Below are 25,713 nucleotides of genomic sequence, written 5' to 3'. Positions count from 1 at the left end.
GTGAACGGATCGATACCCGTCGCGACATTGATTGCGTTGATCGTGGCCGCGGTGGCCACCGTCGGCATCGGTGTCTACGGAGTTCGGTTGGCGCGCACCACCTCCGACTTCCTGGTGGCCTCTCGGACCGTCGGACCGCGATGGAACGCCGCGGCTATCTCGGGTGAATACCTTTCTGCCGCATCGTTTCTCGGTGTCGCGGGGCTCATCGCCAAGTACGGTGCCGATGCGCTGTGGTATCCCGTCGGCTTCACCGCAGGCTATCTCGGTCTGCTGCTGTTCGTCGCCGCTCCACTGCGCAGGAGCGGTGCGTACACGGTGCCCGACTTCGTCGAATTCCGGCTCGGCGCACCATGGTTGCGCACCGTGGCCATGCTCGTGGTGGTGGTGATCTGCGCGTTGTATCTGGTGCCGCAGTTTCAGGGCGCAGGTCTGACGCTGAACATCCTCCTCGGAGTGCCGGGCTGGGTGGGAGCACTCGCGGTCGGTCTGATCGTCATCGCGAACGTCGTCGGCGGCGGAATGCGCTCGATCACCTTCGTGCAGGCGTTCCAGTACTGGCTCAAGCTCACCGCGATCGCAATCCCCGCACTGGTGCTGACCGTCCACTTCGTCGCCGACGACCGCAGCGTCGGTAGCGCGGCCCCGCCGACCGTCGCCGAGCAGACCCGGGTCGACATCACTACCGACGTGCTCGTGCAGGTCGACTCACCGATCGTGGTGTCCGTGACAGGAACCCTGGACGAGCAGAGCGTCGATGGACGTGTGACTCTCGATGCAGGCGAACACCGGCTCGGGTCCGGGACACTGCTCACCCTCGACGCAGGCTCGCCGGTTCCGGTGGTCGCCGGCGCACCGACCACCGACCGCGCCTGGGCGATGCCCGGCGGGGGACTGGGCGGTCAGCACCCGCTCTACCAGGTGTATTCACTGATCCTGGCCACGTTCCTCGGCACCCTCGGGCTGCCGCACGTGCTGGTGCGGTTCTACACCAACCCCGACGGCCGAGCCGCGCGATTGACCTCGCTGACCGTGCTGGCCCTGCTCGGCACGTTCTATCTGTTCCCGACTGTCCTGGGAGTGTTCGCCCGGCTCTACGTGCCGCAATTGCTGATCACCGGTGCCTCCGACGCCGCAGTGTTGCTGCTGCCCGGCTCCGTGCTGTCGGGGGTACCCGGCCAGTTGCTGGCCGCACTCGTCGCCGCCGGTGCCATCGCCGCCTTCCTCTCCACGTCGTCCGGCCTGCTGGTCAGCATCGCGGGTGTCCTGAGCACCGACGTGCTCTCGGGCAAGGTCCGAGACTTCCGTGTCGCGGCCGTCCTTGCCGGCGCAGTGCCACTTGCACTGTCGATCGGCGTTGTCTCGCTGGATCTCTCGCGTACCGTCGGGCTCGTGTTCGCCGTCGCCGCGTCCACGCTGTGTCCGCTGCTCGTGCTCGGCATCTGGTGGCGCGGACTCACCGCAGCAGGAGCCGCGGCCGGGCTGTTCCTCGGCGGCGGACTCTCCCTCGTCGCCGCGTCGATCTCCGTCGTCACCCCCATCTCCGACGGCGTCCTCGGGGGCTGGGCGGCAGCGATACTCGGCTACCCGGCCGCGGTCAGCGTTCCCGTGGCCTTCGCCGCGATGATCGTCGTCAGCCTCGCCACCCGGCGAACGGTGCCATCGGACATCTCCCGAATCTTCGCCCGACTGCACCTGCCCGAAGGCCTCGACATGGGCAAAGACCGAGAGCGCGAGCTGTAGCGAGAGGAGGCCGTTCGTCGGGTCTGCGCTACCGCTCGTCGCACACTCCCGCAGCCCGTCGTGTGATCGACGCCACCCCCTGATGTTGTGACCTGACTCTCACTACTGTTCCGAGTCAGCTACAGCTCACATCAACTTCAGGAGTCCAAGGTGACCGCACCGGAAACCAATTCGCCACCGGACGCGCAAGCGTTCGTCGACATGCAGGCCAGTCCCGAGTTCCAGGAACTCCGGCACCGCCTGCGTAGCTTCGTGTTCCCGATGGCCGGGTTCTTCCTGGTCTGGTACGTCATCTACGTGCTGCTCAGCACCTACGCCGTCGACTTCATGTCGACCAAGGTGTGGGGCAACATCAACGTCGGTCTACTGCTCGGCCTCGGCCAGTTCGTCACCACGTTCGCCATCACCGGCATCTACGTGCGGTTCGCCAACCGTGAACTCGATCCTCGCGCCGCAGCCCTGCGCGCCGAAATGGAAGCCTCCCAGGGAGCGCAAAACTGATGATTGGTCATTCCGCAGGCTCCACTCCCTCCGTGATCACACTTGCCCAGGCCGCCGACACCACCGTCGGTGAACCGCTCGTCAATATCGCGATCTTCGGCGCGTTCGTCCTCATCACGATGGCCGTCGTCATTCGCGCCTCCAAGAAGAACGCGACGTCTGCGGAGTTCTTCACCGCGGGCGGCGGATTCTCCGGACCGCAGAACGGCGTCGCCATTGCCGGTGACTACCTCTCGGCCGCAAGCTTTCTCGGTATCGCCGGTGCCATCGCCGTCTACGGCTACGACGGCTTCCTGTACTCCATCGGGTTCCTCGTCGCCTGGCTCGTCGCGCTCCTGCTCGTCGCCGAATTGCTCAGGAACACCGGCAAATTCACGATGGCGGACGTGCTGAGCTTCCGGCTCAAGCAAGGCCCGGTGCGTACCGCGGCCGCACTGTCGACGCTGACCGTGTCGCTGTTCTACCTGTTGGCTCAGATGGCAGGCGCAGGCGGACTCGTCGCACTGCTGCTCGACATCTCCGATCGCACCGGGCAGTCCATCGTGATCGCCATCGTCGGTGTGTTGATGATCGCGTACGTGCTCATCGGCGGTATGAAGGGCACCACCTGGGTGCAGATCATCAAGGCCGTTCTGCTCATCGCCGGTGCCGCATTCATGACCGTGCTCGTGCTCGCCAAGTTCGGCCTGAACTTCTCCGAGCTTCTCGGTAGCGCGCAGGCGATGGTGTCGAGCTCGGCCGACCCGATCGTCGGCGCTCGCGACGTCATCGAACCCGGTGCCCAGTACGGCGGCAGCGCCACCTCGAAGATCAACTTCCTGTCGCTCGGCATCGCACTCGTCCTCGGCACGGCAGGTCTGCCGCACGTGCTGATGCGCTTCTACACGGTGCCCACCGCCAAGGAAGCTCGTCGCAGTGTCGTGTGGGCCATCGCGCTCATCGGTGCGTTCTACCTGTTCACCCTCGTGCTCGGCTACGGCGCCGCAGCGATCGTCGGACCCGACCGCATCCTGGCCTCCGCAGGCGGCCAGAACTCCGCGGCTCCGCTGTTGGCCTTCGAGCTCGGCGGCGTCATTCTGCTCGGCGTCATCTCTGCGGTCGCCTTCGCGACCATCCTCGCCGTCGTCGCCGGATTGACGATCACCGCGTCGGCGTCGTTCGCTCACGACATCTATGCGAGCGTCATCAAGAAGGGCCAGGTCGACGACAAGAAGCAGGTCAAGGTCTCGCGCATCACGGCCGTCGTCATCGGCATCCTGGCCATCGGCCTCGGCATCCTCGCAAACGGGCAGAACATCGCCTTCCTGGTGGCGCTGGCGTTCGCCGTCGCAGCGGCCGCGAACCTGCCGACCATCCTGTACTCGCTGTTCTGGCGTCGCTTCACCACCACGGGCGCACTGTTCAGCATGTACGGCGGCCTGATCTCGACGATCGTGCTGATCATCTTCTCCCCGGCCGTGTCGGGATCGAAGACGTCGATGATCCCCGGCTCGGACTTCGCGTGGTTCCCGCTGTCCAACCCCGGCATCGTGTCGATCCCGTTGGCATTCATTCTCGGTATCGTCGGAACGCTGATCTCGAAGGACACCGAGAACACCGACAAGCAGGCCGAGATGGAGGTTCGCTCTCTCACCGGCATCGGTGCGGAGAAGGCCAGCGCCCACTGATCCACCTGTAGAACTGTTCGCGAAGTGCCCGTGTGAGCAAGGCCTCACACGGGCATTTTTCGTCCAGCGGTTACCATCCCTGCTGTGGCCAAGCTGAAGGTTTCCCTCGACGTCCCGCTGACCCCCGAGCAGACGTGGGCGCATGCGTCCGATCTGTCCGGCTACGAGCAGTGGCTCTCCATCCACGAAGCGTGGCGCGGTGAGCTACCCGAGCAGCTGGCCGTCGGCACCACCCTGGACTCCATCGCCAGCGTGAAGGGCATGCGCAACCGCGTCTCGTGGAAGATCGAGTCCTACGACCCGCCCCGGAAGCTCGAGCTCAAGGGCAACGGCAAGGGCGGAGTGAAGATCGGTCTGGACCTGTCGGTGAAGTCCAAGGGCGACGGGTCCGAGATCACGATCGACGTCAATCTGGGCGGTGCCCCGTTGTTCGGACCCATCGGGTCCGGTGTCGCTCGCGCACTCAAGGGCGACATCGAGAACTCGCTGAAGACGTTCGTCAAGATCTACGCCTGACGGTGTAGGAGTGGAGATGCATGCCCGGTAGGCACAGTGCGCCGTCGTCCGCGACGGGCAACAGAGGGTTCGCCAAGTACGTCGTCGTTGCCGTCGTCCTGCTTCTGATCGTCGCAGGCGGAGTGTTCGTGGCGCAGAAGGTCTTCGGCAGCGACTGCGGTGACCCGTCGAACTACACGTTGGCTGCCGACCCCGCGATCACGCCGGTACTGCAGAAGATCGTCGACGACTCCGCGCCCGAGGATCTCGGTTGTGCCGAGGTGACGGTGACGGCGATGGAGTCGGGTCAGGTGTCGGCCGCAGTAGCCAAAGGCGACGACGTTCCCTCGCTCTGGATTCCCGATTCGTCGCTGTGGGTCGGCAAGACAGTGCGATCGACCGCGTCGCTGATCGACCTGGCGAGCCAGTCGGTGGCGAGCACCCCGGCCGTCCTCGCAACCCGCAAGGACGAGGTTCCGTTCTTCGACACGTGGCTCACCGCACTGAAGCTCGAAGGTTTGCGCATCGGTAATCCGTTGGCCAACACCATCTCCGACGCGGCGATCCTCGGGGCGGTAGCCGAGGCGGGTGGGGACGAGAAGGCCCTCGATGCGGTGTCCACGGCGCTCGTGCCGATCGCTCAGGCTCAGGCCGCCACCCGAGGCGAAGCCGATCCCACCACCCGGTTGGACGATCTGGTGGCCGACGGCGGCGTGGCCGTGGTGTCCGAGCAGACCATGTTGCAGTACCGAAACGACACCGGTGCCGAACTCGGTGCGACGGTGCCGCCGACGGGCAGCATCTTTCTGAACTTCCCGCTGGCCGTCACCGAGCCTGCAGGCGAGCGGCACGACAGCGCGAAGTCGGTCGGCACCGCACTGGCCGCGGTCATCGAATCCGATCGAGGTCGGGAGATGTTGTCCGAGGCCGGTTTTCGGTCGGACGACGACGCGCCCCTCGATTCGGATCGTGGTATCGGTGCCGTCGAGAGTCTGGCGATCGGCGACCAGCAGGCTGCCGAATCGGTGCTGCGTCAATACCAGGTGCTGGCGCTCCCGTCGCGAACGCTCGTGATGGAAGACGTGTCCGGCTCGATGAACTACAGCGCCGGGGCGAACACCCGGATCGCGATGACGGTGCAGGCCAGCGAGACCGGGAATCGACTGTTTCCAGACAACGCGTCGATGGGATTGTGGGCCTTCTCCATCGGACTCGGCGGCGGCGATCAGGATTACCGTGAGCTGGCTCCGATCCGGCGGATGGACGAGAAGGTCGGCAACACGACCCAGCGGGAAGTGCTGCTGCAGCAGACTCGCACCCTTCCGTCCCTGGTCGGTGGTGGAACCGGACTGTACGACACCACGTTGGCCGCGTTCCGCACCGTGCAGCAGGGCTACGACCCCGACGCGGTGAACAGTGTCATCATCCTCACCGACGGTGCCAACGAGGACCCGAACAGCATCTCGCTAGACGAGCTGCTGGCCACACTGCGTACCGAACAGGACCCGTCTCGTCCGGTCGTCATCGTCACCATCGGTATCACCGACGACGCCGATGCGGGTGTGCTGCAACAAATTTCTGCTGCCACCGGGGGCACCAGCTTCGTAGCGCGAAACCCCGCCGAAATACCGAACGTCTTCGTCAATGCACTGAGAAGCCGTTCCGGTCGCTGACGGGAGCGGCTATGCTGTGCGCCGCGTGCTCTCCGTCACGTGGGGTAGTGCGGAGAAGTCCCGCAACACAGTCGTGTCGGGGGTATAAGTAGGGGAGTCAGCGATGTCAGGACGTCACAGCGGCAGTAGTCGCAGGTTCAGTCCTGTCGTGACCTGGGGTGCGGCCGCGCTGGCAGTAGTCGTGGTCGCGGCCGGAGGCTGGTTCGGCGTCCAGGCCGTACGCGCAGCGGGTTCGGACTCGTGCGATTCGCTGGACACGGTCTCGCTCGCGGTGGACACCTCGATCGCCGAACCGGTGCAGCAGATCCTGGCCCAGGCGGGCGAGGTGGACCGCGGCTGCGTCGACTTCGAGGTGCGGGCCGAGCGCCCCACCGACACGGCGACCGAGATCGCAGGTACCGACGAGAACCGCCCCGACCTGTGGATCCCGGACTCGACGTTGTGGCTGCTCAAGACTTTGCGTTCGACCGGAGCCCTGCCCGAACTCGCCAAGACGTCGGTGGCGAACACACTGCCCGTGCTGGTGTCGGCCTCCGATACCGCCCCGGTGACCGACACCTGGCTCAGCGTGCTGCAGATGCCGGGCCAACGCATCGGCGATCCGCTCACCAGTAGTGCGTCCAACGCTGCGATCCTCGGTGCGCTAGCCGAGTCCGAGGTCGCGATCTCCGACGCCAAAGCCGTGTCTGCCGCTCTGGTGCCCATGGCACAGGACTTCGGCCGGATAGCCGACACGCCCCACGACACCCCGGACCTCGTCGCCCAGGTGGCGACCGAGGGCGGAACCAGCGTCGCCACCGAACAGGCCGTGCTGGCCTACGAGGCAGCGAACCCCGGATCGTCGCTCACCGAGTCGGTGCCGTCGACGGGCAGCTACTTCCTCAACTACCCCCTCGCCGTCACGGCTCCGGCCGGGCCGGAGTACGACCGCGTCAAGGCCGCCGGGGCCGCGTTGGCGTCGGTGCTGGCCTCGCAGTCGGCGACGGACACACTCGTTGCAGCAGGCTTCCGAACGTCGAGTGGAACCCCCTTGGCCGACGGCAGAGGCGTCGGCTCGGTCGCCGCGTTGGAAATCAAGAATCCGCTGTCGATCGAGACGACGCTGCGCGATTGGGCGGTGCTCGCGTTGCCGCTGCGGACCCTCGTCGTCGAGGACGTATCGGGTTCGATGGCGGCGAAGTCCGGCGACTCCACCCGCATCGCGTTGACCGTCGATGCGTCGCTCGGTGCCAACGATCTGTTCAGCGACCAGACCCAGATGGGGCTCTGGGCCTTCTCCATCGGACTCGGTGGTGGAAAGCAGGATTACCGAGAACTGGTGCCGCTCGGCCCGGTGAGCAACACGTTCGACGGTAAGCCGCAGCGTCAGGCCATTCTCGATGCAGTCCGTGGGCTACCGGCTCTGGTCGGAGGCGGGACCGGACTCTACGACACGACGCTGGCGGCGTTCCGACGTGTCAAGGAAGGCTACGACCCCGATTACGTCAACAGCGTCATCATTCTCACCGACGGCGCGAACGAGGACAACGGCAGCATTTCTCTGGACCAGCTTCTCGCCGCCCTGCAGAAGGAGCAGGATCCGGTGCGTCCCATCGTGATCATCACGGTCGGCGTCACCAGCGACGCCGATCCGGTTGCGCTGCAGCAGATCTCCGCGGCCACCGGTGGTACGAGCTATGTCGCGGAGGATCCCCGCGATATCCCGGACGTGTTCGTCAAGGCTTTGAACTCGCGCACCGAGCGTCTCGCGGGGGAGTAGCTCACCGCAGCAGGAAGCTGATCGTGATCGCGGCCGCGCAGGCCAGCGTCACCACCACCAGTGTCGCCGCGTCCGAGCCCTTGAAACGTGCCTCGGTGGCGGTGATCATGCCGGTGCCCCCGCGTGCGGTGATGGCCTCACCCATTTCGTCCGCGCGCCTGATGGCCACCGACATCACCGTGGTCACGATGTCGACCAGCGAATTGTCCGACGCACTGTTGACCACGGGTTTCGGTCGCAGCCGCCGGGCGGCGTTGAGGGTGCGCATCTCCTCGATGAGCAGCGGAAGCGACCGCAGGCTGAGCGCCACGGCGATCGCCCACTCGTCCACCGGCAGCTTCAGCTTCTTCAGCGGTGCACCGAGTTTCGACACCGCCGGAGCGATGTCGCTCATCGACGTCGTCCACCCGATCATCATCGATGCGCCGAGCAGAACGAACACGAACAGCGTGGCACGGAAGTACAGCAGAACCGCTGCGCCGCCGATGGGCAGATTGATCAGTGCTCCGACACCGAAGAGCGCCCAGATCCACCACGGTGGCCGAGGTAGAGCCGTGATCGGAATGTGGGCGATGACAGCCGCGACGACCAGCAGTGCGAACACGATGCCGAGGGCAGGCCACGTCGGAGCCACGACGAGGGTGATGCTGAGCAGCAACACCACGATGAGCTTGGTGCCCGCCCACAGCCGGTGAATGGGTGAGAACCGCGGAACCTGGCGCAGTACGACGGTCGTCACGAATGCACGCTCCCATGAATCGAATCGGAGACGATGTGGCCGTCGGCCATCGTGATGGTTCGACTGCAGACGGCGTCCATACCGTCCACGTCGTGCGAGATGACCACGATCGATACGCCGCGCTCACGCAGGCCGGCGAGGACGCCGATGATGTCGTCGCGTCCGGGCGGGTCGAGTCCGGCCAGCGGCTCGTCGAGCACCAAGATGCGGGGTCGACGAGCGATCAGACCGGCCAGCACCACGCGTCGCATCTGTCCGCCGCTGAGCGAGTCGACGTCGCGTGCGGCCAGTGACCGGTCGAGGCCGACGGCATCCATCGCGGCCGACACTGTGGCAGAACCGGTTTCGGGCCCCGCGGCCGCGGCGATGTCCTCGGAGACGGTCCGCCGCTGCAACTGCAGGCGCGAATGCTGAAAGGCCAACCCGACGTCGCCGACTCGCGACGTCATCGCCTTTTCGTCGAGCTGCGCGACGCCGGTGGTGGGCCCGGTAAGCCCGGCCATGATCCACGCCAAAGTCGACTTGCCCGAACCGTTTCCGCCGAGAACGAGAATTCCCTCGCCTCGCTTGACGGTGATGTCGACGCCGTTCAACGCCGATTGTGCCCACGGGGTGCGCCTGTTGTAGACGTGCCGCACGTCGCGTAGTTCGAGCAGGCGCGGGCTCGAATTGTCGTGCAGAACAGCAGCGTTGCCGGTCCTGGTCTGCATCCACAGAGTGTCGTGCTCCACCTGCATGCCCTCGTGTAGATGTACGACGCGATCAGCGGCAACAGTTTCCGAGACATGATGGGTGACGAGTACGACCGACATCCCGTGCCGACGGGGCAGTGCCGCGAGTAGCGAGACCAGATGTTCCCGGCCCGAGGCGTCGATCATGGCGGTTGCCTCGTCGGCAATCAGTAGAGCGGGACGCCGAGCCAGGGCCGCGGCGACAGCGAGTCGCTGCATCTCGCCGCCGGAAAGCGAGGCCGTGTCGCGAGCACCCATGCCGCTCAACCCCACCTCGTCGAGCAGGGCGTCGACGTCGGGGCGAGAGTCGCCGGGTGGCAGTCCCCATACGACGTCGTCGGCGACGCGGGTACCGAGGATCTGACTTTCGGGTCGCTGCAACACCACTGCGGTGCCGCCGTACCGTCCGAGTCCGGTGGAGCCGGGACGAGTCACCGAGCCCTCGGAGGGTTCACGGCCTGCGAGAATTCGCGTCAGCGTGGATTTGCCGGATCCGTTGTGGCCGACGATCGCGACGAATTCTCCCGGTTCGATGTGCAGGTCGATACCGCTCAACGCTGCCGATCTGCTGCCGGGATACCGGTAGCCCACGGCGGTCAGGGTGACGGGCAGTGGCGCGATCTCGTCGTCGATGCCCGAGACGAACGGCTCCGGGGTGGGGATGGCCGAGAGGCGATCGAGGATGGCGGTGAGGATCAGCCACGCGAACAGCGTTCCAGTGACGATGCCGAATGCGATGGATCCGCCGACCCACCACCACCAGTTGTCGAGTACCGCTGTGCTGCTGCTGCGAATCACATCGGGGATGGCCTGCGGGGCGGATACGCGCTCGAACAGTCGGGAGATGCCTTCGATGGTGTTGCGGAGCGTCTCGAGAAACAGCTGCCGTAGCGGGACGAGGATCAGCAGCAACAGCACCGCGAGGGCTCCGAGTGCCGGTCCGACGATTGCCGACGTGACGAGCACGCCGAACAGGCCTTGTTTCCGGCGCTTCGCCCGGCCGACCAGACCGCCCAGCAATGCCGCACTGGCCACGGTGAGCGCCGTCTGAGTGCCGGCCGCGACGAATCCTACGAGTATGCCCGCCACCGCTGAGGTGACCAATGCTCGCGTGCGATAGCGAAGGGCCACCACCGACATGGGAATAGCGGCGACTACCTGCAGAATCGCTGCCATCGGCACCAGCACGCCGATCACCGTCAGCGCGACGGTGAAGCTGCTCATCACCGCAGCGGTCGCCAATTCTTGCGGACCGAGGGGCCCGGACTCGGGACGGTGGGCAGCGCTGACGGTCACCGCTCCAGTGTGCCAGCTCGACTGAGGCACACTGTCTGCGTGACTTCCGAGATCGCGACCCGCAGGCGACTTCATCCGGCATGGATCGTCGCCGCGGTGGCCTTCCTCGCTCTCGTCGGTGCGGCCGGGTTCCGGGCCGCACCGAGTGTGTTGATGGTGCCGCTGCAGGAGGAGTTCGGTTGGCCGCGGTCGATGCTGTCGCTGGCGGTGGGCGTCAACCTGGTGCTGTTCGGTCTGACGGCACCGTTTGCCGCGGCGTTGATGGAGCGTTTCGGGATCCGAGCTGTGACGTCGACGGCGTTGGTCGTCGTGGCCGCGGGCAGCGCTCTGAGTGTGTTCGTGACCCAGGCATGGCAGTTGGTGTTGACGTGGGGCGTCATGATCGGGTTGGGCACCGGGTCGATGGCTCTGGTGTTCGCGGCGGTGGTGACGAATCGATGGTTCGTACAGCGTCGCGGGCTCGTCTCGGGCGTGTTGACCGCGGGCAGCGCGACGGGGCAGTTGATCTTTCTGCCGTTGATCGCTCAGCTGGTCGACCGATCCGGTTGGCGCGCAGCGTCGTTCCTCATCGCCGGGGGCTCGCTGATCGTGGTGCCGTTCGTGTTGCGGTGGCTGCGCAACATGCCGGCCGATGTCGGCGTGACTCCGTACGGCGCACCCGCCGACTACGTCCCGCCGGCGGCGGTGTCGACCGTGAACCCCGCGCGCGCAGCGGTGCAGGCTCTACGCGACGCGAGCCGAGTACGAACCTTCTGGGCGTTGGTGCTCGGATTCGCGATCTGTGGCGCAACGACCAACGGGCTCATCGGAACTCACTTCATACCGTCTGCGCACGACCACGGAATGCACGAAACCACCGCAGCGGGTCTGCTGGCGGTGGTGGGAATCTTCGACATCGTCGGGACGATCGCATCGGGTTGGCTGACCGATCGGGTGAATCCGCGGTATCTGTTGGCGGCCTATTACGGCTTTCGCGGAATCTCGCTGCTGTTTCTGCCGTGGTTGCTGTCGGCGACCATCCAACCGTCGATCGTCATCTTCGTGGTGATCTACGGATTGGATTGGGTGGCAACGGTTCCGCCCACGATTGCTCTGTGCCGAGAGGTGTTCGGCGACAAGGGTTCTCTGGTGTTCGGGTGGGTCTTCGCCTCACACCAGATCGGAGCGGGCATCGCGTCCGTCGTCGCGGGCATTGTGCGTGACGCCACCGGCGCATACACGATGGCGTGGTTCGGCGCGGCCGGCTTGTGCGCGGTTGCTGCCGTCGTGAGCATCAGAACAGGAAAGCCCTCGTAGCGAGGGCTTTCCTGTTTCAGAGGTTCGGGTCAGCGGCTGCGCTGGCTCGTTGCCGGGCCCGCTGCGCGACGGCTGTGGCCACCGCCACCGCTACGCGGCTGACCACCACTGCGCGGCTGGCCACCACTGCGCGGCTGTCCACCCGAGCGGGCCGGGCCGCCGCGTCGCGCGTTGTTGTTGCGCGGGGCTCCGGTGCGGGCCGGTGCCGGCTCTGCCTTCGGTGCAGGCTCGACGTAGCGGGCCTGCTCGCCGACGAGGTTCGCCACTGCAGGCGAGTCGGCGGTGACGCGGATCGGGGTGACCTTGATGTCGGCCTTGCGCAGCAGAACTGCGGTGTCCTTGCGCTGCTCGGGCAGAACCACGGTCACGACGTCGCCTGCGCTGCCGGCGCGCGCGGTGCGGCCGGAGCGGTGCAGGTATGCCTTGTGCTCGGCTGGGGGATCGACGTGGACGACCAGCTGAACGTCGTCGACGTGGACGCCGCGGGCTGCGACGTCGGTGGCGACGAGCACGCGGGCCTGGCCGGAGGAGAAGGCCGCGAGGTTGCGGTCACGTGCGGCCTGCGAGAGGTTGCCGTGCAGGTCGACGGACGGGATTCCGGCGTCGGTGAGCTGCTTGGCGAGCTTGCGGGCCTGGTGCTTGGTGCGCATGAACAGGATGCGGCGTCCGGTGCCGGAGGCGAGCTGGTGAACCAGCTTCTTCTTGGCTTCGACGCCGTCGACCTCGAACACGCTGTGAGTCATGGCCTCGACGTGTGAAGTGGCCTCGTCTACGGAGTGCGTGATCTGGTTGTGCAGGAAGCGCTTGACCAGTTTGTCGACACCGTTGTCCAGGGTCGCCGAGAACAGCATCCGCTGACCCTTGTCGGGGGTAGCGGCGAGGATCCGGGTGACGACGGGCAGGAACCCGAGGTCGGCCATGTGATCTGCCTCGTCGAGGACGGTGATCTGTACGCCGTCGAGCGTCAGGTGGCGCTGCTTCATGAGGTCTTCGAGGCGTCCGGGGCAGGCGACGACGATGTCGACACCCGACTTGAGTGCGGACACCTGGCGAACCTGCGAGACACCGCCGAAGATCGTCGTGACCTTCAACGAGTATGCGGCGGCGAGGGGTTCGATCGCGACGGCGATCTGGGTGGCGAGCTCACGCGTCGGCGCAAGGATCAGTCCGCGCGGGCGGCCGGGCTTGCGGTTGCCGGGGAGTTGGCCGGCGAGGCGCGCGACCATGGGGATGGAAAATGCGAGTGTCTTTCCGCTGCCGGTCTTTCCGCGTCCGAGTACGTCGCGTCCCTGCAGTGTGTCGGGGAGCGTGTCGGCCTGGATGGGGAAGGCCTCGGTCTTGCCCTGGCTCGCGAGTACGTCTGCGATGGCCTGGGGTACTCCGAGTGCAGCAAAAGTCTGTGGGGTCGTCATTGTGATGAAAAGTGCCTTTCGGGCAGGGTGTTGCACCTGCGGGCCTTCGGGCCGAGATGCAAGGTGGCGAGACTGCCGGTAGGCAGTTTCGATCGCCGTAAGAGAAGCCTGTGCGGGGTGCACATGGTGATTCGGGAGCATTCCACGACGTCTGACGTGCAGTTACGCGCGTCGATACCGAGTGTAACCGAGTGCGGACCCGATCTCTTCCCGCGGTCGACGGTCACGCGGCGTCGGAGCCGAACAGTCCGTCGATGTAGACGTTCTCCGCCGGCGAGCTGTAGAGCTCGACCACCGGCATCGGCGGCGCGCTCGAATCGTACGTGTGCCCGGTGGGTGAGATGAGCCTGTACCGATGTCGCGCGTTCCGTTTGTCTCGTAGTGCTTCGGCCGTCCAGCCTTCGCCTTCTTTCGCGTAATTGCATGCGGCACAAAGACCTGCGCCGTTTTCGGCGCTTGTCGCTCCGCCCGCGGTGTGTGCGGTGATGTGGTCGTGGTGCCGGATGGGCGCGTCGCACCACGGGGTGCGGCACGTGCGATCGCGGAGATCGATGAGGCGTCCCAATGCGGTGGGAAATGCGCGGGATGTGGATTCGACGGCTGTCAGTGCGCCGGTTTTCGGGTGGGCATAGAGGCGACGTAATGCGACGCGCGTCTCATTGCCCTGTGTGCCGTCGAGTGCGTCGCGCACGAGTTGGCGTGCGACGTCCGACGGGATGTCGCCGTAGCCGTGCAGATATGCGGACGTGTCGCCACCGGCGAGCAGGGCGGAATCCGAGATGACGATGTCGACGGTGACCGGTGGACCCTGAGCGGCCGATGCGCCGGTGACTCGCTCGAACACCAGGTCGGCCATGATCTGGTCGCGGCTGCGTGTGTCGCCACCTGCGTTGATGACGGTGTCGGCGTCGCGCCGCAGGGTCGCCCACATGCAGACGGTCTTCTCCATCGAGGTGAGCGCGGTGAAGAATCCCATCGATTCGGGTGCGGGGCGGGTGCTGACTCGGCGTGCTGCGTATGCCTTTGCACGCCGCTTGACCTGGGAGGCGGCGTCCAGTTCGTTGGCGAGTGCGCGGGCGCGACCTTCGATGGTGCGATCTCCTGCACCGGCGAGGGTGGCGGGGTCTGCGCACAGGCGTTCGTCGATGGTCCGGCGATCTTCGACGGTGAGGCATGCTGTTTCGCGGACGAGAATCATGACGCGCCACTCGTTGAGTTCGCCGGCTTTCAGGCGGGCCAGGGTGTGTGGCATTTCGTGAACGAGTGCACGAGCAAGCCCGAGATGAGTGCCGCCGCGGTTGGGTGACTCGCGTCGGGCCAGGCCGATCTGCGACGCAATTCCGGTGCGCCACTGCGTTTTCGGTTTGCCACGTTCACGACGTTCGGTGCTGATTACGGTTGCAACGGCATCGGTCACCACGGCTTGGGTTGCCACACTGACGCATTTGACGGTTTCGAGAGCAGAGATGAGATCGATGCCTGCTGCTGCGTCGACAACTATGTCGGACGCCTGAAGACGCGCAACGAACCTCAACACCTCGGCGGATGTGAGCGGTGATTCTTGTATAGCTGAGACCACGAGTTCCTCCCCGGTACTCGAATGCATGTTCGAATGTACGCCGGTTCGGAAGGTAGTGCAATAGGGCGGGGTGTGAAATCTGAGAGTGCGCGACGAAAAGCGGGGCTGGTGCCCTCGGCAGGATTCGAACCTGATTAGGATGCCTCGTAGCTTGGTGGTCCCACCAGGCTAAACAGGTTGTTTAGCTGGTAGAATGGCAATATACACGGATGACCGGATTGCACGCAATGTGACACATCTGCACTCCCTTATTGCACGAGGATTGCACGAATATGGCAGCCAAGAAGGGCATGCGTGGCTGGGGTCGAGTCCGGCAACTTCCGTCGAAGCGGTATCAGGCCAGCTACATCGGCCCCGATGGTCGGCTCTATAAGGCACCTGCAACGTTCGCGGCAAAAATTGACGCGGAGGGCTGGCTGAGCACCGAGCAGCGTAAGATCGAGTTGGGTATCTGGCGCGACCCGCGCGAAATGCCGAAAATGACACTCACAGTGCGGAATTACGCCGAACGATGGCTGTCCGAGTCGAGTTCGCGACTCAAGCCCAGAACTCGTGATCTTTATCTAAGTCATCTGAACCTAGTGATTCTTCCGGTTCTGGGTGACGTGGCGCTGAATCGCCTGTCTGCGAACGAAGTCCGAGCCTGGTTCGCCGGGCTGGAGTCGTTCCCGACGCGGAACGCGAATGCATACTCACTGCTGAAAACAATCCTGAACCAAGCGCTCGATGACGAGCTGATAGCTGTGAACCCATGCCGGATCAAACGTGCCTCTGTGAAGCACCGGGTAGCTGAGCCGGTTGCTCTGTCTGCCAACGAGATTCGGTCGCTCGCGGAGTCCATGACGGTTGACCGTTGGAAGGTATTGCTGCTCGTAGCTGGGTTCTCGGGGCTCAGGTGGGGCGAGCTTGCCGCGTTACGTCGCTCGGACTTCGTACTCTCGGGAAGCGAGAACTCGGTCACCGTTCGACGGTCTGTAACTAGGCAGGCGGGCAGGTTCGTCGTGGGCAGGCCCAAGTCGGCAGCTGCGCTGCGCACAGTCCCGCTGCCGTCAGGGCTGGCTTCCGAAATCGTTGCGCACCTGGAGGGGTTTGCTCTGGCTGGCAGCTCGGGCCTGGCGTTTCCGTCCCTTACGGGCGACTTTCCGCACGAGAATACTGTCCGACCTCATTTGAAGCGCGCAGCGCTGTTGATCGGTTACGACAGCTTCCGGTTTCACGACCTGCGACACAGCGCGGCCACACTGTTTGCGCAAGCAGGGGCAACCCTCGCTGACCATATGGCGCTCATGGGGCACACTTCGCCCGCCATGAGTGCGCGGTACACACATTCGACCGCCGCGAGAAACAAGGATCTCGTGGAGGGTATGTGGCCAACTGAGGCTGTCGCTCGGTAGATGTGTGATTTGCGTCATATCGATGTGCGGTTTCTTAGTACCCACCTTGCACTGACCTCTACAGAGCTTTCCGCAGCGTTACATGAGTCTGTGATCGCTCAGAATGAAAAGGTACCTCTTGACTCACTGTGACAGGCTTGTTCTGGAATGGCCTGGAACATCTGGCGGCGTCAAATGTCCTGTGAAATGCTAGAACTCGCAGAACAATGACACAACAGAACGGACGCACACATGGCACGCCAGAGGGCAAGACTTGCAAGCATTGAGGTGGCAGCAGAGGCATGGGTGCTGTCCCCCCGGACAATTCGACGCCGCATCGCAGACGGAACCATCAAGGGATACAAAATCCCTGGGACAAGGGCTATCCGCGTCGATATGAACGAGATTGAGGCGCTGACTCAGCCGATGGTCCACGCCGCCTGACAGTCCAGGCTCCCCGATTCAAGCTCGACCACACAACTGAATATCGAATGGACACAGCATGACTGCTTATGACGACGGTTACACCCCTGCTCGAATCCTTGCTGAGCAGTTAGGCGTCCCTCGCAGTAGAATCGTCCGCTTGGCGATTGGCAGAAAAATCATTGCCTTCCAAGGCGGTTGCGACTGGTACGTCCAGCCCGAGTCCTTGAGCGCGCACCTCGATGCGCTCGGACCCCAGTAACACACATTCTTCGCCGCATTATCGCGGCCCGCACACCCCGAGGTACCTACCGTGACTTCCCCTGCGACTTTCCCGACGATCACCGAGCTTGCACCGAACAGCCGAGTACTCGCGGTACTCGATCACTGCCCGCTCTGCGGTAAGGAAAACGTCAAGCTGCAATCCGACTGGTCGGCGTACGTGCACGGATCTGCCGTATCGGACGACATGTGCAACGGCCCGCACCCCGAGGCGATGTTCACGCTCGCACTGCGTGCCGAGGGGTTGGACGCCCGCACTGAGCGCAACCAGATCACCCACGCGGGATTCTGCGACGACGAGTGGACCCGCAAGCACCGGGAGGCCGTTGTCCGAATCGAGCAGGCTCGGAAGCGCTGACCGTTGACGATCACCCACAACTGAAGATGGACGACCAAAAATGACCGATGAAAACATAGTCGGCACGCCGGGTTTCTCGAAACTTCGGTGGCTCCAGACTGTCCACCGAGGGCCGAAACTCACGGCCTCTCAGTACCGAATCCTGGTGGAGGTGTTCAACCGGGTACAGAGAAATGGGCGGGGAGGCATGGTGTCGATGGACACGCTGATCTCTCGTGCGTCGGTGACGTCGCGCACTGCGAAGGATTCTGTGCGGACGCTTCAGGAACTCGGCTACATAAAAGTGACCAAACGTGGCAGCGCATACAGCGGCAAGGCGAACACCTACACGCTGGGTAGTCCCATGCTCGGTGCCGACAAGCGGCCCGACATTGCGTGGGAGGAAGTCGAGCACGGTGATTCGGACGTGTTCCCGAAGCTGCGATTTCTGGACACGCTTCACAAGGGCTCAACTCTCACGGCCAGCCAGTTCCGCGTACTTGTCGAGATCCTGAATAGCACCACTCCGTCCGGTGGCTATGCCGAATTGGGTTGCAAGGATCTCATGGCGCTGACCGAGGCTGCGCGGGGAACGGTAGAGGCCGCGATATCGGAGCTGCGACGGTCTCAGTGGATCGAAGTGCAGAGCGATGACAGAAAGGGTCTGAAAAATATTTACGCAATCACACGGCCTGACGCTCTGACCTGGGTTTATGACCAGATAATGGTGCCGAATGCGCTAGCGAATGCTTAAGCAGGTGCTAGCCGAAATGTTTTTTCCATGACCCACCCCACTTTTTTCCGCTACCCACCCCATTTTTTTCCATGACCCACCCCAATGAGGGGCCCTCTCTAAGGTATTACTCCGGTAATAGTCAGGTACCACTCAGGGTTCACGTCTTCGACGCGAACCGCGCGCACCTCGCACCGAGACTTCGATAAGTGAATCGAATACAGGAACTACACCGGACTGGGTAGGCGCAAACCCCAACCCGCTCGGTACAGAACAAAAACTCTCGACACAACTTTCTCCCCCGTCCAGGCATCTTTTCAATCAGCGACAGAGCAAGAGCACTTCGCTTCGCTCACCACCGAACCCCCAACCCCCTCATTGCGGCCGTCCCCCTTCCCCCGCTGATGCCGATTGCTGGGGTCCTTGGGAGGGGGTAGCGCCGCCCAGAACGTCGATTGGGCACCCGAGTCTCAGATTTCGATTCCAACCGCAGATTCCTACAGGGAGATCCCGTGACCATTTCCATGACAGTGCCACCCCGCTCACCGATTGCGTGGGCCGCTCGACTGTTCGACAGCCGCCTACCCGCCGATGTGAAGGGCGTAGGCGCATTCCTAGCGGAGCGGGCCGACGACAAACTCGTTTCTGCGCCTGGCATTGCTGCGATCCGAGCCGCGACCGGACTTCTGGAGTGGCGGTGTATCCGCGCTCTCCATGACCTCCAGATGACCGGCTACATCGTGAAGGTGGCGAGTGCGAAACCGTTCCAAGCGGAGTCCCACGACGCCTACCGACTCGAAGCGCCGAGCCGATGAACGACGACGCCGTACAGCTCCCGCCGAGGCTCACGAAACCGGACGGCAGCCCGGACGTTCGAGGCATCTTGGCGTTCGCGTCGCCACTGCCCGACGAACTCCAGAACGCCGAGGACTCGACCGCAGAGAACGATCTTTACGCCCGCCCTCGCAATCGCAGACGGCCCGCCACAGCCACAGAGCGAACGTTGTTGCGGCTGCTCGGCTTCACCCTCCCGGACGAAGTGCCGGGATACGCCGGTGTGCCGCTCAAAACCCACGTGACCTATGCGGGCAATACGGTGCGCATCCGCACCTGGCCCTCACTCAAAGACCAAATCCCCACCGCAGGAGTACACAAAGCATGATCACCACGACCCCCAACGTGACACCCTCACAAGCACCTAGCGCCGACGAAAATGGAGCCGACGACACCCAGGTAACCCCCGAGTCGTCTGTCAGCTCCGAATCCCAGGAGAGCGCCGACGACACAGCCGGCAAGGGTCCGAACGCCGAGGCCGCGAAGTGGCGCACAAAGCTACGCGCAGCCGAGGGTGAGCGAGATGCGTTGGCTGCGACGGTGGAGACGATGCAACGCGCCGAGGTGGCGCGCTTGGCGGGCGTCTTTCTGTCCCAGGGCAACGATCTGCTGGAGCTGGGCGGACACGAGCTTGCGGACCTAATCAGTGAGGACGGCACGGTCGATCCCGAGCGCGTCGCCGAGCTGGCCAAGGAACTCCAACTGTCCCGGCCCGGCCTGTCGAAACACGGCGTCGGGGCTACACACCAGAATTTTGGGCAGGTGGCAGTGGGACCGGCGGCGTCTCGTGGCGGCAGCAAAGCCAGCTGGGGCGCAGTGTTGAAAGGTCGCTAGAACATCTGGCGCGCGCCCACACAGTCATTAGAATGGTTCTAGCAGGTCACAGCGCCCGCACCTGAGCGTGCAGAGCAACCGGCCAATCCTTGAGCAGAGTCCACCGTGAATTGCTCGCGGCCTGCATCCCGAGTCCGACCCAACCGCACCGATTGACTCGGTAGCGGCTGGCGTCGGACTCGGTACAACTTCATAAAACGCGTCTGTGGCGCGACCGGATTGCCCTTGGTGGGAAACGGATCGAAGTTTCTTCAAATTCGTTACACCCCAACTTAATAGAGGCACAATCATGGTCAACACAACCGCCACAGCCGTACCACTTCTCACCGCAGCTCAGCTCCACGAGCTCCTGATCCAACCTGTGTTGGCCGAGTCCGTAGCGGCTCAGGTCAGCCGCGTCGTTCTCACTAATACCGCCGAGTACCGGGTACCCATCATCACCGATGACCCCGCCGCTAGCTGGGTGGCAGAAGGTGCCGAGGTGCCGATAGATGACCTCGGTGTAGATGAGCTTATCATCAAGGCGCACAAGCTAATTGGACTCAGCTTCGCAACAAATGAACTACTGGCTGATTCCGGCCCCGACGCCGCTGCCGAGGTTGGTCGGGGCATCGCGCGCGACATCGCAAAGCGGATCGACCTCGCCTACTTCGGCGCTTCGGTCGCCAACGGGCCTTCGGGTCTCGCAGGGCTGTCCGGTGTCCAGGCGGTCGACGCAGGCGATGACTTCGACGGACTCGACTGGGCAGATGACGCGCTCATGCTCGCTGAATCGGTCGGGGCTACTGTCGGGGCGTTCGTCACCTCGCCCGCCGTGGCATTGAAGCTCGCCAAGCTCAAGGCTGGCGCAGGATCGAACGTCAAGCTCCTCGGATCGGACCCCACCGCACCAACTAAGCGGCTCATTTCTGGTGTGCCGCTCTATGTTTCGGCGGCAGTTGGCGAAGGGACGGTCTGGAGTATCCCCACCGACCGCGCCATCGTCACGCTCAGAGAAGACGCTACCGTCGAAACAGACAAGTCTGTGGCCTTTACTAGCGACCGCACGGCCATCCGCTGCAAGACTCGCGTGGGTGTCGGTTTCCCGCACCCGCAGGCAGTGGTGAAGGTGTCTACGACGCCGTGACCCACCGCTCGCAACCTGTAGCCACCGAGGACGCCGTTCGGTGTCGAGTCCTACCGCCGTTCGTGGTGTTCGACATCGCGACTCAGCGGCAAGTCGGCCCCGGCTCACTCGTGGACGTTCATCCCGGCACCGTTCGTGGCTGGGTACGGAACCGATGGGTGGAGGTCGCGGACGACGACCCGACCGAAGCCGAGGCCGAGGATGACGACAAGCCTGCCCCGGCAGAGTCCGTCGCCAAGGCACCCACCGCACCACGCCGCCGCGCAGCGAACAAGAAACCTGCCAGCGGCAACTAGTAAGCCTCCTGGTCACCGTTGCTCATGCGGGCGACCAGGACCATCAGGAAGCGACCTCAGTCATCGCTCCCTGAACCCCGCAACGGCACGCACCCTGGTTTCCCTCCTGTTCCCGGGTGCGTGCCGCTTGTGGTTGAGGGGCGCAGAATTGTGCTCGGCTTTCCTCAGTATCCCATCGCTTTACGACGCTGGAGGACTTCGTGAGTCGCTTCGGCGTAGGCGTCGTTCATCGCTGCCACCATGTTCCAGCATTCGATCGCGTAGTCGTATTGCCCGGTCGCCGCTGCTAGTTTGGCTTCCTTCCGCCAGTGTTCGGCCTCGTCCTTCACATGCTGGCGAGCGCTTTGGGCGTAGCCGATCCGACGCTCCTGCGACGCCTTGGCCCGCTTCTTCTGGAGTCGATCTGTGTAGTACCCCATGGTGATTCACTCATTTCATTGGCGATGTCGGACTGTGGAAAAACGTGTCCAGGCAGGGAATCGAACCCTGCTGCAACCATTCGGGACTCTCCAGCTACAGCAGTTCCGTGGGGATTGGCTGTCCGAGCTGCATGCAGCGCAGGACAGTTCGTGTGATGTCCCGCGATTCGACGGCCTGGGCGTAAGCGATCGAGTCGATACCCCAGCGGTCGGCGCAGGTTTGGACCCACTCGCGGGCATCCCAGAGTTCTTCTTCCATCTCAGCGATGTCGGCAGCGGGGTAATCGATGAAGTCGGGTGTCTTGGCGAGAGAAACGGACATGCGGGGGCTCCTTCGTGAGCGGGAATGTGTCGGCAGGCACCGGAAGGTATTGCGTGGCAACGGAGTTCGACTCGGTGCCCAATAAACGTAGCAAGCCGGTCCCGGACGAGCCAAGGAACGGGTGGGACGGGTGAAGGAAACGCGCAGACACCCGTACGAAGAGCGAAAGCTAGGGGTGGGCGGGGGACCCCTCCCACCCGGTGCGATGCCTCTACGCATCGCCCACTGGCTCGGTGGATGTACGGGTTCCAAGGTTTTTTGGCCAGGCGCTCAGTGGGTACCAGATGTACGGGTTCCGAGGGCCTTTGGCCGGACCGGGTGTTTAGCCAGCGGTAGCTGCTACGATTTCTCGCGCCGCTGTCGTCGGGCTTCTTCCTCTTTCAGGTAAAGAATACGAGCAGACCGGGCCATGTGGCGTTTTGTTATCGAAATAAGGGATATAAAACCGAGGAGAACATAAAGTCCGATTGCAATATATCCCGAGGTCAAAATCACCAACGCCCAGGTGCCGCTAATAATTGTCGATATGAAGGCTAGTGCAATTGCATATATAGCAGCACCCACGCTTGCATAGATCACAACTAGATATGGACGCATGGCAGTCTTCAGATGTTTGTCGACAGTCGATCTGATAAGTGAGCCATAGTCGTCTTTTAAATGGTCGTAGAGCCAACGCGACAGCACCGCCGTCGCAAACGCTGCGGCAAGCCCCCCTGCGATTCCAGCAGCGAGATAGGGCGTTATGTTGTCGACGGTCCGCCCAGTTCCGAGAGTCGCCACGGCGAAAACCGCCGCAACTAGGACGCTCGTGGTGGCGTCCCAGTTCTGTCGCACCGCGACTATAGCCTTCCTAGCTTTCGAGTGCTTCATCATCGGATTGGTCCAAATCGACTGCTTGTGCGCCTGCTGGAACGCGCGTAAGTGCAATTCTCAGAGCTTCGAGCGGGGCTTCGGCACCCGGACCCAACGAAGGTACTTTGACGCGGGCTAAGGTTCTAGCCGTCGAGTTCTTTGGCTTAGTCCAAACGGTTTCGTTATTCGACTGGTCAGAGCCGGTAATAGTAGCTCGCCCATAGTTGCGGGAAACGTGATCCAAAGCCTGTTTAAAGGCGTCGGAGTCGGTGTTAAGACCTTTGCCTGACTGCGCCTGACCGGTGAGGCGAATGTACTCGGCTTCCGTTTCCTCGACGATTCTCTCCACTAGGTCGTCGTCGTGATAGTGGGGATTCGGCCGTTCGAGTGTGAAGTCGAATCGACTTACCTTGGCAATGTCGGTGACCCAGTTCGCATAATCGATCTCGATAGAGATTGGTGTAAGTATCCAGTCGAAGAGCTGGGCACCCTGATTGATGATCTCAGAGAATGCGCGGAGGAAAGTAGTTTCTCTAACGGTGCCCGATAAAAGCTGGTACGCCAACTGGCCCGAGGTGGTTAGAAAGAAGGGGACAACTACGCCGGAAGAAGTGGACCCCTGAATAAAGTCCTTGACTTCTTCATCGAACATCACGGTACTTATCTCGTCCTCTCGGACGAACCCCAACTTTCCAAAGTATCCATTGCCGGTGTCTTCGATGATTTTCGTTATAGTCCAACGGCGACCGTACAGGATTTTCCCGCCGCCCGCCGTCCAGGATTGCTTAACCGCGTCCGAGACGCTATCGGGATTGTCAAGCCCCTCGAAATGCACCTGAGCTAGTCCGATTAGGTAGTCACTTGCATTTCCCGGCAACGGCGCTGGCGCGGTCTCTGGCTCCAGGGCCGATTTTGCGACAGTCCCGCCCACGCCGTCGTTGCCTCCGGTGACGTCCACTTCGTTGCTCAAGTCTTCCTCGGCTCCTCGTTTTTCATGGGTTAACAGAGCCTACACATGTGTGCAATTGCGCTCTACTGTTCTGTAGCGCGCACTGTTTCGGTGATCTGATCGGCCAGCGTGTCAGCATCTCGCGGGGACAGTTCGATGTGGTCTGAGCATGCGTCCGACCACTCGATAATCACGGCGTGGATCTCCTCGAGCACAGCACTGCTCACACGGAGCGTTGCTTGCATTGCGGGGATCAACTGCGCGAACCCCGGTGCGGCGGCTGCAGATCGAAGTCCGTCGGCCAAGCTCAGTGCGTCGGGGCATTCATGCATCGTCTGGGTCTGATAGTTACCTTCCCAAGCGACAGTCACGAATCGCATGTGAGCGGCTCTTGCTTCACGGACCTCGACCAGCTCACCAATGCTGTTTACAACGGTATTCATCGTCTTCCTCCTGTTGGGATGGTATCGGTTCTAGAGATGGAGAGCGCGGAGCTTCGCCCTGTGTCTGATTGCCCCAGTGGAGCTGCCCCAGTTGTCCCGCCGACCGTTCGCACCCACGACTCCAAGCCGCTCCCGCGTGAAAGCGTGAGCGGCCGAGAGTTGACCGAAGCCGCGATGATCGGGCGAGGCTACGGCTCCCGCAGCCTGGACTGCGGGATTGTCGACACTTCAACAGGACGAGGCTGGTTTACGTCGGGCGCTCGCAGAGAACGACGTGGAGCGTCGAACTATCGAGTCAGGTTGCTGGGGTGCACGGCTTCGATACCGCCGTCAGGCCAGCGGACAGCGACGAGGACGCCGCGCCGCTCCAAGACGGTGCACGGCGTGCGGTGGCGACCTGAGATGCCGACGTAGACGGCGCGAAGGCGCGGGGTGCAGTCAGTGAGAGTGAGCCGGGCCGATTCAGCGGCTTTCGCGGCGTCAGGCACCGACGTACCACCCGAGGATGAGGACCATGCGCATCACGACGATGACGAGGGCGTAGGCGGCAATGACGCCGAGGCACATGAGAACGCCTGCAATGGTCTCAGGCTGGATCTGGGCGTGCAGTATTCTGCGAGCACGGTTCATACGGCTTACTCCGTTTGTTCCGAGGCTCCGTGCAAGTGCTGGAACACTTGCCGGGGCCGACTGGAGCCGGAGGCTCGTAACCGGATCTAATCGCACGGAGATTGCACGAATCGTCGCTCAGCATTAATTCTGCTGGTCAGATGGTGCCCTCGGCAGGATTCGAACCTGCGACCTACCCTTTAGGAGAGGGTTGCTCTATCCCCTGAGCTACGAAGGCTGGTGATCGAACGAGTGCGCCAAAGTCCCTGGCCAGCAAGGTCTTTCGATCAGTCGAACAATCGGGTTGCGGGTGGGTCACTGTGGTACTGCACAGCGGGCCCACATCGCGGTCGTCAGTCTAGCGGTCCGCACCGCAGATCGTGAAGCAGGTTCGCGCTGCTGGTCACCACACCGGTCAGTGATGTGATCAGATTCAGGGCGGTGCGGTGCTGGTGGGCGGTGTAATCGGCGACCGATTCGATGCCGACGAAGCACTGAATGTCGCGGGCAAAAGCGTCGAACGTCGTCGCGAGAATTCCCGCCGAGGCGAAGACACCCACAATGACCAGCTGGTCACGGCCTCGTCGGCGTAGTTCGACCTCGAGATCGGACGCGTAGAACGCGCTGTAGCTGCGCTTCGCGATCGGAACGAAGTCCGATTCGGTGACCGCCACGTCGTCGGCAGACGGGCCCAACCCCCACATCGGCCCCAGCAGTCCACGCTGTTCGATCGCCTCAGCCGCCCGTGGACCGCTCGCCAGAATCGGCACTCCGGCAGACCTGGCGCGCGCGACCACCGCCGACGCTTCCTCAGCCACCCGCGCACGAACCGAGGAGTGCAGCACGTTCAGGTAGTACGGCTGCATGTCGTGGACCAGAAGTGCCGCGCGCTCGGGCCGCAACTCCCACTCGGGACCACCCACACAGTCGCGCAGAGTCTCGACCGCGTACTTCTCTACTTCGACGCTGAATGTGGCCACGTCGGTCATC

At 63.4% G+C, this 25,713-nt stretch carries 26 protein-coding genes and 1 tRNA gene; 15 read left to right on the top strand and 12 right to left on the bottom strand.

Going from position 1 to position 25,713, the window contains the following annotated elements; genetic code table 11:
- From JLZ96_RS07540 to JLZ96_RS07515, 6 genes are all read left to right on the top strand, one after another.
- Window positions 1–1,743 carry a cation acetate symporter gene (locus JLZ96_RS07540; protein ID WP_201009786.1) on the top strand — a complete coding sequence of 581 codons (1,743 nt, stop codon included), beginning with the start codon at window positions 1–3 and terminating at the stop codon, window positions 1,741–1,743.
- 201 nt (window positions 1,744–1,944) lie between these two features.
- Window positions 1,945–2,244: a DUF485 domain-containing protein gene (locus tag JLZ96_RS07535; RefSeq protein WP_236254075.1), complete on the top strand. Its 300-nt coding sequence runs from the start codon at window positions 1,945–1,947 to the stop codon at window positions 2,242–2,244.
- Window positions 2,244–3,911 carry a cation acetate symporter gene (locus tag JLZ96_RS07530; RefSeq protein WP_236253852.1) on the top strand — a complete coding sequence of 556 codons (1,668 nt, stop codon included), beginning with the start codon at window positions 2,244–2,246 and terminating at the stop codon, window positions 3,909–3,911. The genes JLZ96_RS07535 and JLZ96_RS07530 overlap by 1 nt, the downstream gene beginning before the upstream one ends.
- Before the next feature lie 84 nt (window positions 3,912–3,995).
- Window positions 3,996–4,427 (top strand): SRPBCC family protein, encoded by a 432-nt coding sequence (locus JLZ96_RS07525; RefSeq protein WP_027495972.1) that lies wholly within the window; start codon window positions 3,996–3,998, stop codon window positions 4,425–4,427.
- A 20-nt stretch (window positions 4,428–4,447) separates the two neighbouring features.
- A complete protein-coding gene (locus JLZ96_RS07520; protein ID WP_201009783.1) occupies window positions 4,448–6,079 on the top strand; it encodes a substrate-binding domain-containing protein in 1,632 nt (543 codons plus the stop codon).
- A 148-nt stretch (window positions 6,080–6,227) separates the two neighbouring features.
- Complete coding sequence (locus tag JLZ96_RS07515) at window positions 6,228–7,838, top strand: VWA domain-containing protein (RefSeq protein WP_230591951.1); 1,611 nt, start codon at window positions 6,228–6,230, stop codon at window positions 7,836–7,838.
- Between the two features lies 1 nt (window position 7,839).
- On the opposite strand, the gene JLZ96_RS07510 is transcribed toward JLZ96_RS07515, so the two are convergent.
- Entirely contained in the window at window positions 7,840–8,577 is a 738-nt protein-coding gene (locus JLZ96_RS07510) for an energy-coupling factor transporter transmembrane protein EcfT (protein ID WP_032388623.1), read from the bottom strand.
- Entirely contained in the window at window positions 8,574–10,604 is a 2,031-nt protein-coding gene (locus tag JLZ96_RS07505) for a DUF2232 domain-containing protein (protein ID WP_236253851.1), read from the bottom strand. Before JLZ96_RS07505 ends, JLZ96_RS07510 begins: the two co-directional genes overlap by 4 nt.
- A 39-nt stretch (window positions 10,605–10,643) precedes the next feature.
- Between JLZ96_RS07505 and JLZ96_RS07500 the strand changes: the two genes are divergently transcribed.
- Entirely contained in the window at window positions 10,644–11,900 is a 1,257-nt protein-coding gene (locus JLZ96_RS07500; protein WP_032365954.1) for an MFS transporter, read from the top strand.
- A 29-nt stretch (window positions 11,901–11,929) separates the two neighbouring features.
- Here JLZ96_RS07500 and JLZ96_RS07495 read toward each other — a convergent pair whose 3' ends face one another.
- Window positions 11,930–13,312, bottom strand: coding sequence for a DEAD/DEAH box helicase (locus JLZ96_RS07495; RefSeq protein WP_027495978.1), 1,383 nt, complete (start codon window positions 13,310–13,312; stop codon window positions 11,930–11,932).
- 223 nt (window positions 13,313–13,535) lie between these two features.
- Complete coding sequence (locus JLZ96_RS07490) at window positions 13,536–14,891, bottom strand: HNH endonuclease signature motif containing protein (protein ID WP_201009781.1); 1,356 nt, start codon at window positions 14,889–14,891, stop codon at window positions 13,536–13,538.
- Window positions 14,892–15,163: 272 nt separating this feature from the next.
- Between JLZ96_RS07490 and JLZ96_RS07485 the strand changes: the two genes are divergently transcribed.
- The 8 genes from JLZ96_RS07485 to JLZ96_RS07450 all read left to right on the top strand — a co-directional run bounded on the left by JLZ96_RS07485 (window position 15,164) and on the right by JLZ96_RS07450 (window position 21,129).
- Entirely contained in the window at window positions 15,164–16,285 is a 1,122-nt protein-coding gene (locus JLZ96_RS07485) for a site-specific integrase (protein ID WP_201009780.1), read from the top strand.
- Between the two features lie 715 nt (window positions 16,286–17,000).
- Complete coding sequence (locus JLZ96_RS07480) at window positions 17,001–17,327, top strand: hypothetical protein (RefSeq protein ID WP_201009779.1); 327 nt, start codon at window positions 17,001–17,003, stop codon at window positions 17,325–17,327.
- A gap of 40 nt (window positions 17,328–17,367) precedes the next feature.
- On the top strand, window positions 17,368–18,060 hold the full coding sequence (locus JLZ96_RS07475; RefSeq protein WP_201009778.1) for a hypothetical protein: 693 nt from the start codon (window positions 17,368–17,370) through the stop codon (window positions 18,058–18,060).
- A gap of 491 nt (window positions 18,061–18,551) precedes the next feature.
- Window positions 18,552–18,854, top strand: coding sequence for a hypothetical protein (locus JLZ96_RS07470; protein WP_201009777.1), 303 nt, complete (start codon window positions 18,552–18,554; stop codon window positions 18,852–18,854).
- Window positions 18,851–19,201 (top strand): hypothetical protein, encoded by a 351-nt coding sequence (locus JLZ96_RS07465; RefSeq protein ID WP_201009776.1) that lies wholly within the window; start codon window positions 18,851–18,853, stop codon window positions 19,199–19,201. The genes JLZ96_RS07470 and JLZ96_RS07465 overlap by 4 nt, the downstream gene beginning before the upstream one ends.
- A complete protein-coding gene (locus tag JLZ96_RS07460; protein WP_201009775.1) occupies window positions 19,198–19,707 on the top strand; it encodes a hypothetical protein in 510 nt (169 codons plus the stop codon). The genes JLZ96_RS07465 and JLZ96_RS07460 overlap by 4 nt, the downstream gene beginning before the upstream one ends.
- Before the next feature lie 289 nt (window positions 19,708–19,996).
- Entirely contained in the window at window positions 19,997–20,833 is an 837-nt protein-coding gene (locus JLZ96_RS07455) for a phage major capsid protein (protein ID WP_201009774.1), read from the top strand.
- A complete protein-coding gene (locus JLZ96_RS07450) occupies window positions 20,830–21,129 on the top strand; it encodes a hypothetical protein (RefSeq protein WP_201009773.1) in 300 nt (99 codons plus the stop codon). Before JLZ96_RS07455 ends, JLZ96_RS07450 begins: the two co-directional genes overlap by 4 nt.
- Window positions 21,130–21,293: 164 nt before the next feature.
- Here the strand turns inward: JLZ96_RS07450 and JLZ96_RS07445 are convergent, their stop codons facing one another.
- From JLZ96_RS07445 to JLZ96_RS07410, 8 genes are all read right to left on the bottom strand, one after another.
- Entirely contained in the window at window positions 21,294–21,548 is a 255-nt protein-coding gene (locus JLZ96_RS07445) for a hypothetical protein (protein WP_201009772.1), read from the bottom strand.
- Window positions 21,549–21,642: 94 nt separating this feature from the next.
- Window positions 21,643–21,870: a hypothetical protein gene (locus JLZ96_RS07440; protein ID WP_201009771.1), complete on the bottom strand. Its 228-nt coding sequence runs from the start codon at window positions 21,868–21,870 to the stop codon at window positions 21,643–21,645.
- 339 nt (window positions 21,871–22,209) lie between these two features.
- Complete coding sequence (locus JLZ96_RS07435) at window positions 22,210–22,743, bottom strand: hypothetical protein (RefSeq protein ID WP_201009770.1); 534 nt, start codon at window positions 22,741–22,743, stop codon at window positions 22,210–22,212.
- Complete coding sequence (locus JLZ96_RS07430) at window positions 22,721–23,692, bottom strand: hypothetical protein (RefSeq protein WP_201009769.1); 972 nt, start codon at window positions 23,690–23,692, stop codon at window positions 22,721–22,723. The genes JLZ96_RS07435 and JLZ96_RS07430 overlap by 23 nt, the downstream gene beginning before the upstream one ends.
- A gap of 62 nt (window positions 23,693–23,754) precedes the next feature.
- On the bottom strand, window positions 23,755–24,114 hold the full coding sequence (locus tag JLZ96_RS07425) for a hypothetical protein (protein WP_201009768.1): 360 nt from the start codon (window positions 24,112–24,114) through the stop codon (window positions 23,755–23,757).
- A 480-nt stretch (window positions 24,115–24,594) separates the two neighbouring features.
- Complete coding sequence (locus tag JLZ96_RS07420) at window positions 24,595–24,744, bottom strand: hypothetical protein (protein WP_201009767.1); 150 nt, start codon at window positions 24,742–24,744, stop codon at window positions 24,595–24,597.
- Between the two features lie 141 nt (window positions 24,745–24,885).
- Window positions 24,886–24,961 (bottom strand) — tRNA-Arg (locus JLZ96_RS07415).
- 115 nt (window positions 24,962–25,076) lie between these two features.
- Entirely contained in the window at window positions 25,077–25,703 is a 627-nt protein-coding gene (locus JLZ96_RS07410; protein ID WP_201009766.1) for an isochorismatase family protein, read from the bottom strand.
- Between the last annotated feature and the right edge of the window lie 10 nt (window positions 25,704–25,713).

Source organism: Rhodococcus sp. NKCM2511 (genome assembly GCF_014905595.1).
Classification (GTDB): domain Bacteria; phylum Actinomycetota; class Actinomycetes; order Mycobacteriales; family Mycobacteriaceae; genus Rhodococcoides; species Rhodococcoides fascians.
This window is presented reverse-complemented; position numbering and strand designations above follow the sequence as displayed.

What these genes read in the sequence shown, in the direction of transcription:
- JLZ96_RS07535 (WP_236254075.1), top strand. Translation starts at nt 1,945, where the DNA reads ATGCAGGCCAGTCCCGAGTTCCAGGAACTCCGGCACCGCCTGCGTAGC.
- JLZ96_RS07530 (WP_236253852.1), top strand. Translation starts at nt 2,244, where the DNA reads ATGATTGGTCATTCCGCAGGCTCCACTCCCTCCGTGATCACACTTGCC.
- JLZ96_RS07520 (WP_201009783.1), top strand. Translation starts at nt 4,448, where the DNA reads ATGCCCGGTAGGCACAGTGCGCCGTCGTCCGCGACGGGCAACAGAGGG.
- JLZ96_RS07495 (WP_027495978.1), bottom strand. Translation starts at nt 13,312, where the DNA reads ATGACGACCCCACAGACTTTTGCTGCACTCGGAGTACCCCAGGCCATC.
- JLZ96_RS07485 (WP_201009780.1), top strand. Translation starts at nt 15,164, where the DNA reads ATGGCAGCCAAGAAGGGCATGCGTGGCTGGGGTCGAGTCCGGCAACTT.
- JLZ96_RS07475 (WP_201009778.1), top strand. Translation starts at nt 17,368, where the DNA reads ATGACCGATGAAAACATAGTCGGCACGCCGGGTTTCTCGAAACTTCGG.
- JLZ96_RS07465 (WP_201009776.1), top strand. Translation starts at nt 18,851, where the DNA reads ATGAACGACGACGCCGTACAGCTCCCGCCGAGGCTCACGAAACCGGAC.
- JLZ96_RS07460 (WP_201009775.1), top strand. Translation starts at nt 19,198, where the DNA reads ATGATCACCACGACCCCCAACGTGACACCCTCACAAGCACCTAGCGCC.
- JLZ96_RS07455 (WP_201009774.1), top strand. Translation starts at nt 19,997, where the DNA reads ATGGTCAACACAACCGCCACAGCCGTACCACTTCTCACCGCAGCTCAG.
- JLZ96_RS07445 (WP_201009772.1), bottom strand. Translation starts at nt 21,548, where the DNA reads ATGGGGTACTACACAGATCGACTCCAGAAGAAGCGGGCCAAGGCGTCG.
- JLZ96_RS07440 (WP_201009771.1), bottom strand. Translation starts at nt 21,870, where the DNA reads ATGTCCGTTTCTCTCGCCAAGACACCCGACTTCATCGATTACCCCGCT.
- JLZ96_RS07435 (WP_201009770.1), bottom strand. Translation starts at nt 22,743, where the DNA reads ATGATGAAGCACTCGAAAGCTAGGAAGGCTATAGTCGCGGTGCGACAG.
- JLZ96_RS07425 (WP_201009768.1), bottom strand. Translation starts at nt 24,114, where the DNA reads ATGAATACCGTTGTAAACAGCATTGGTGAGCTGGTCGAGGTCCGTGAA.
- JLZ96_RS07420 (WP_201009767.1), bottom strand. Translation starts at nt 24,744, where the DNA reads ATGAACCGTGCTCGCAGAATACTGCACGCCCAGATCCAGCCTGAGACC.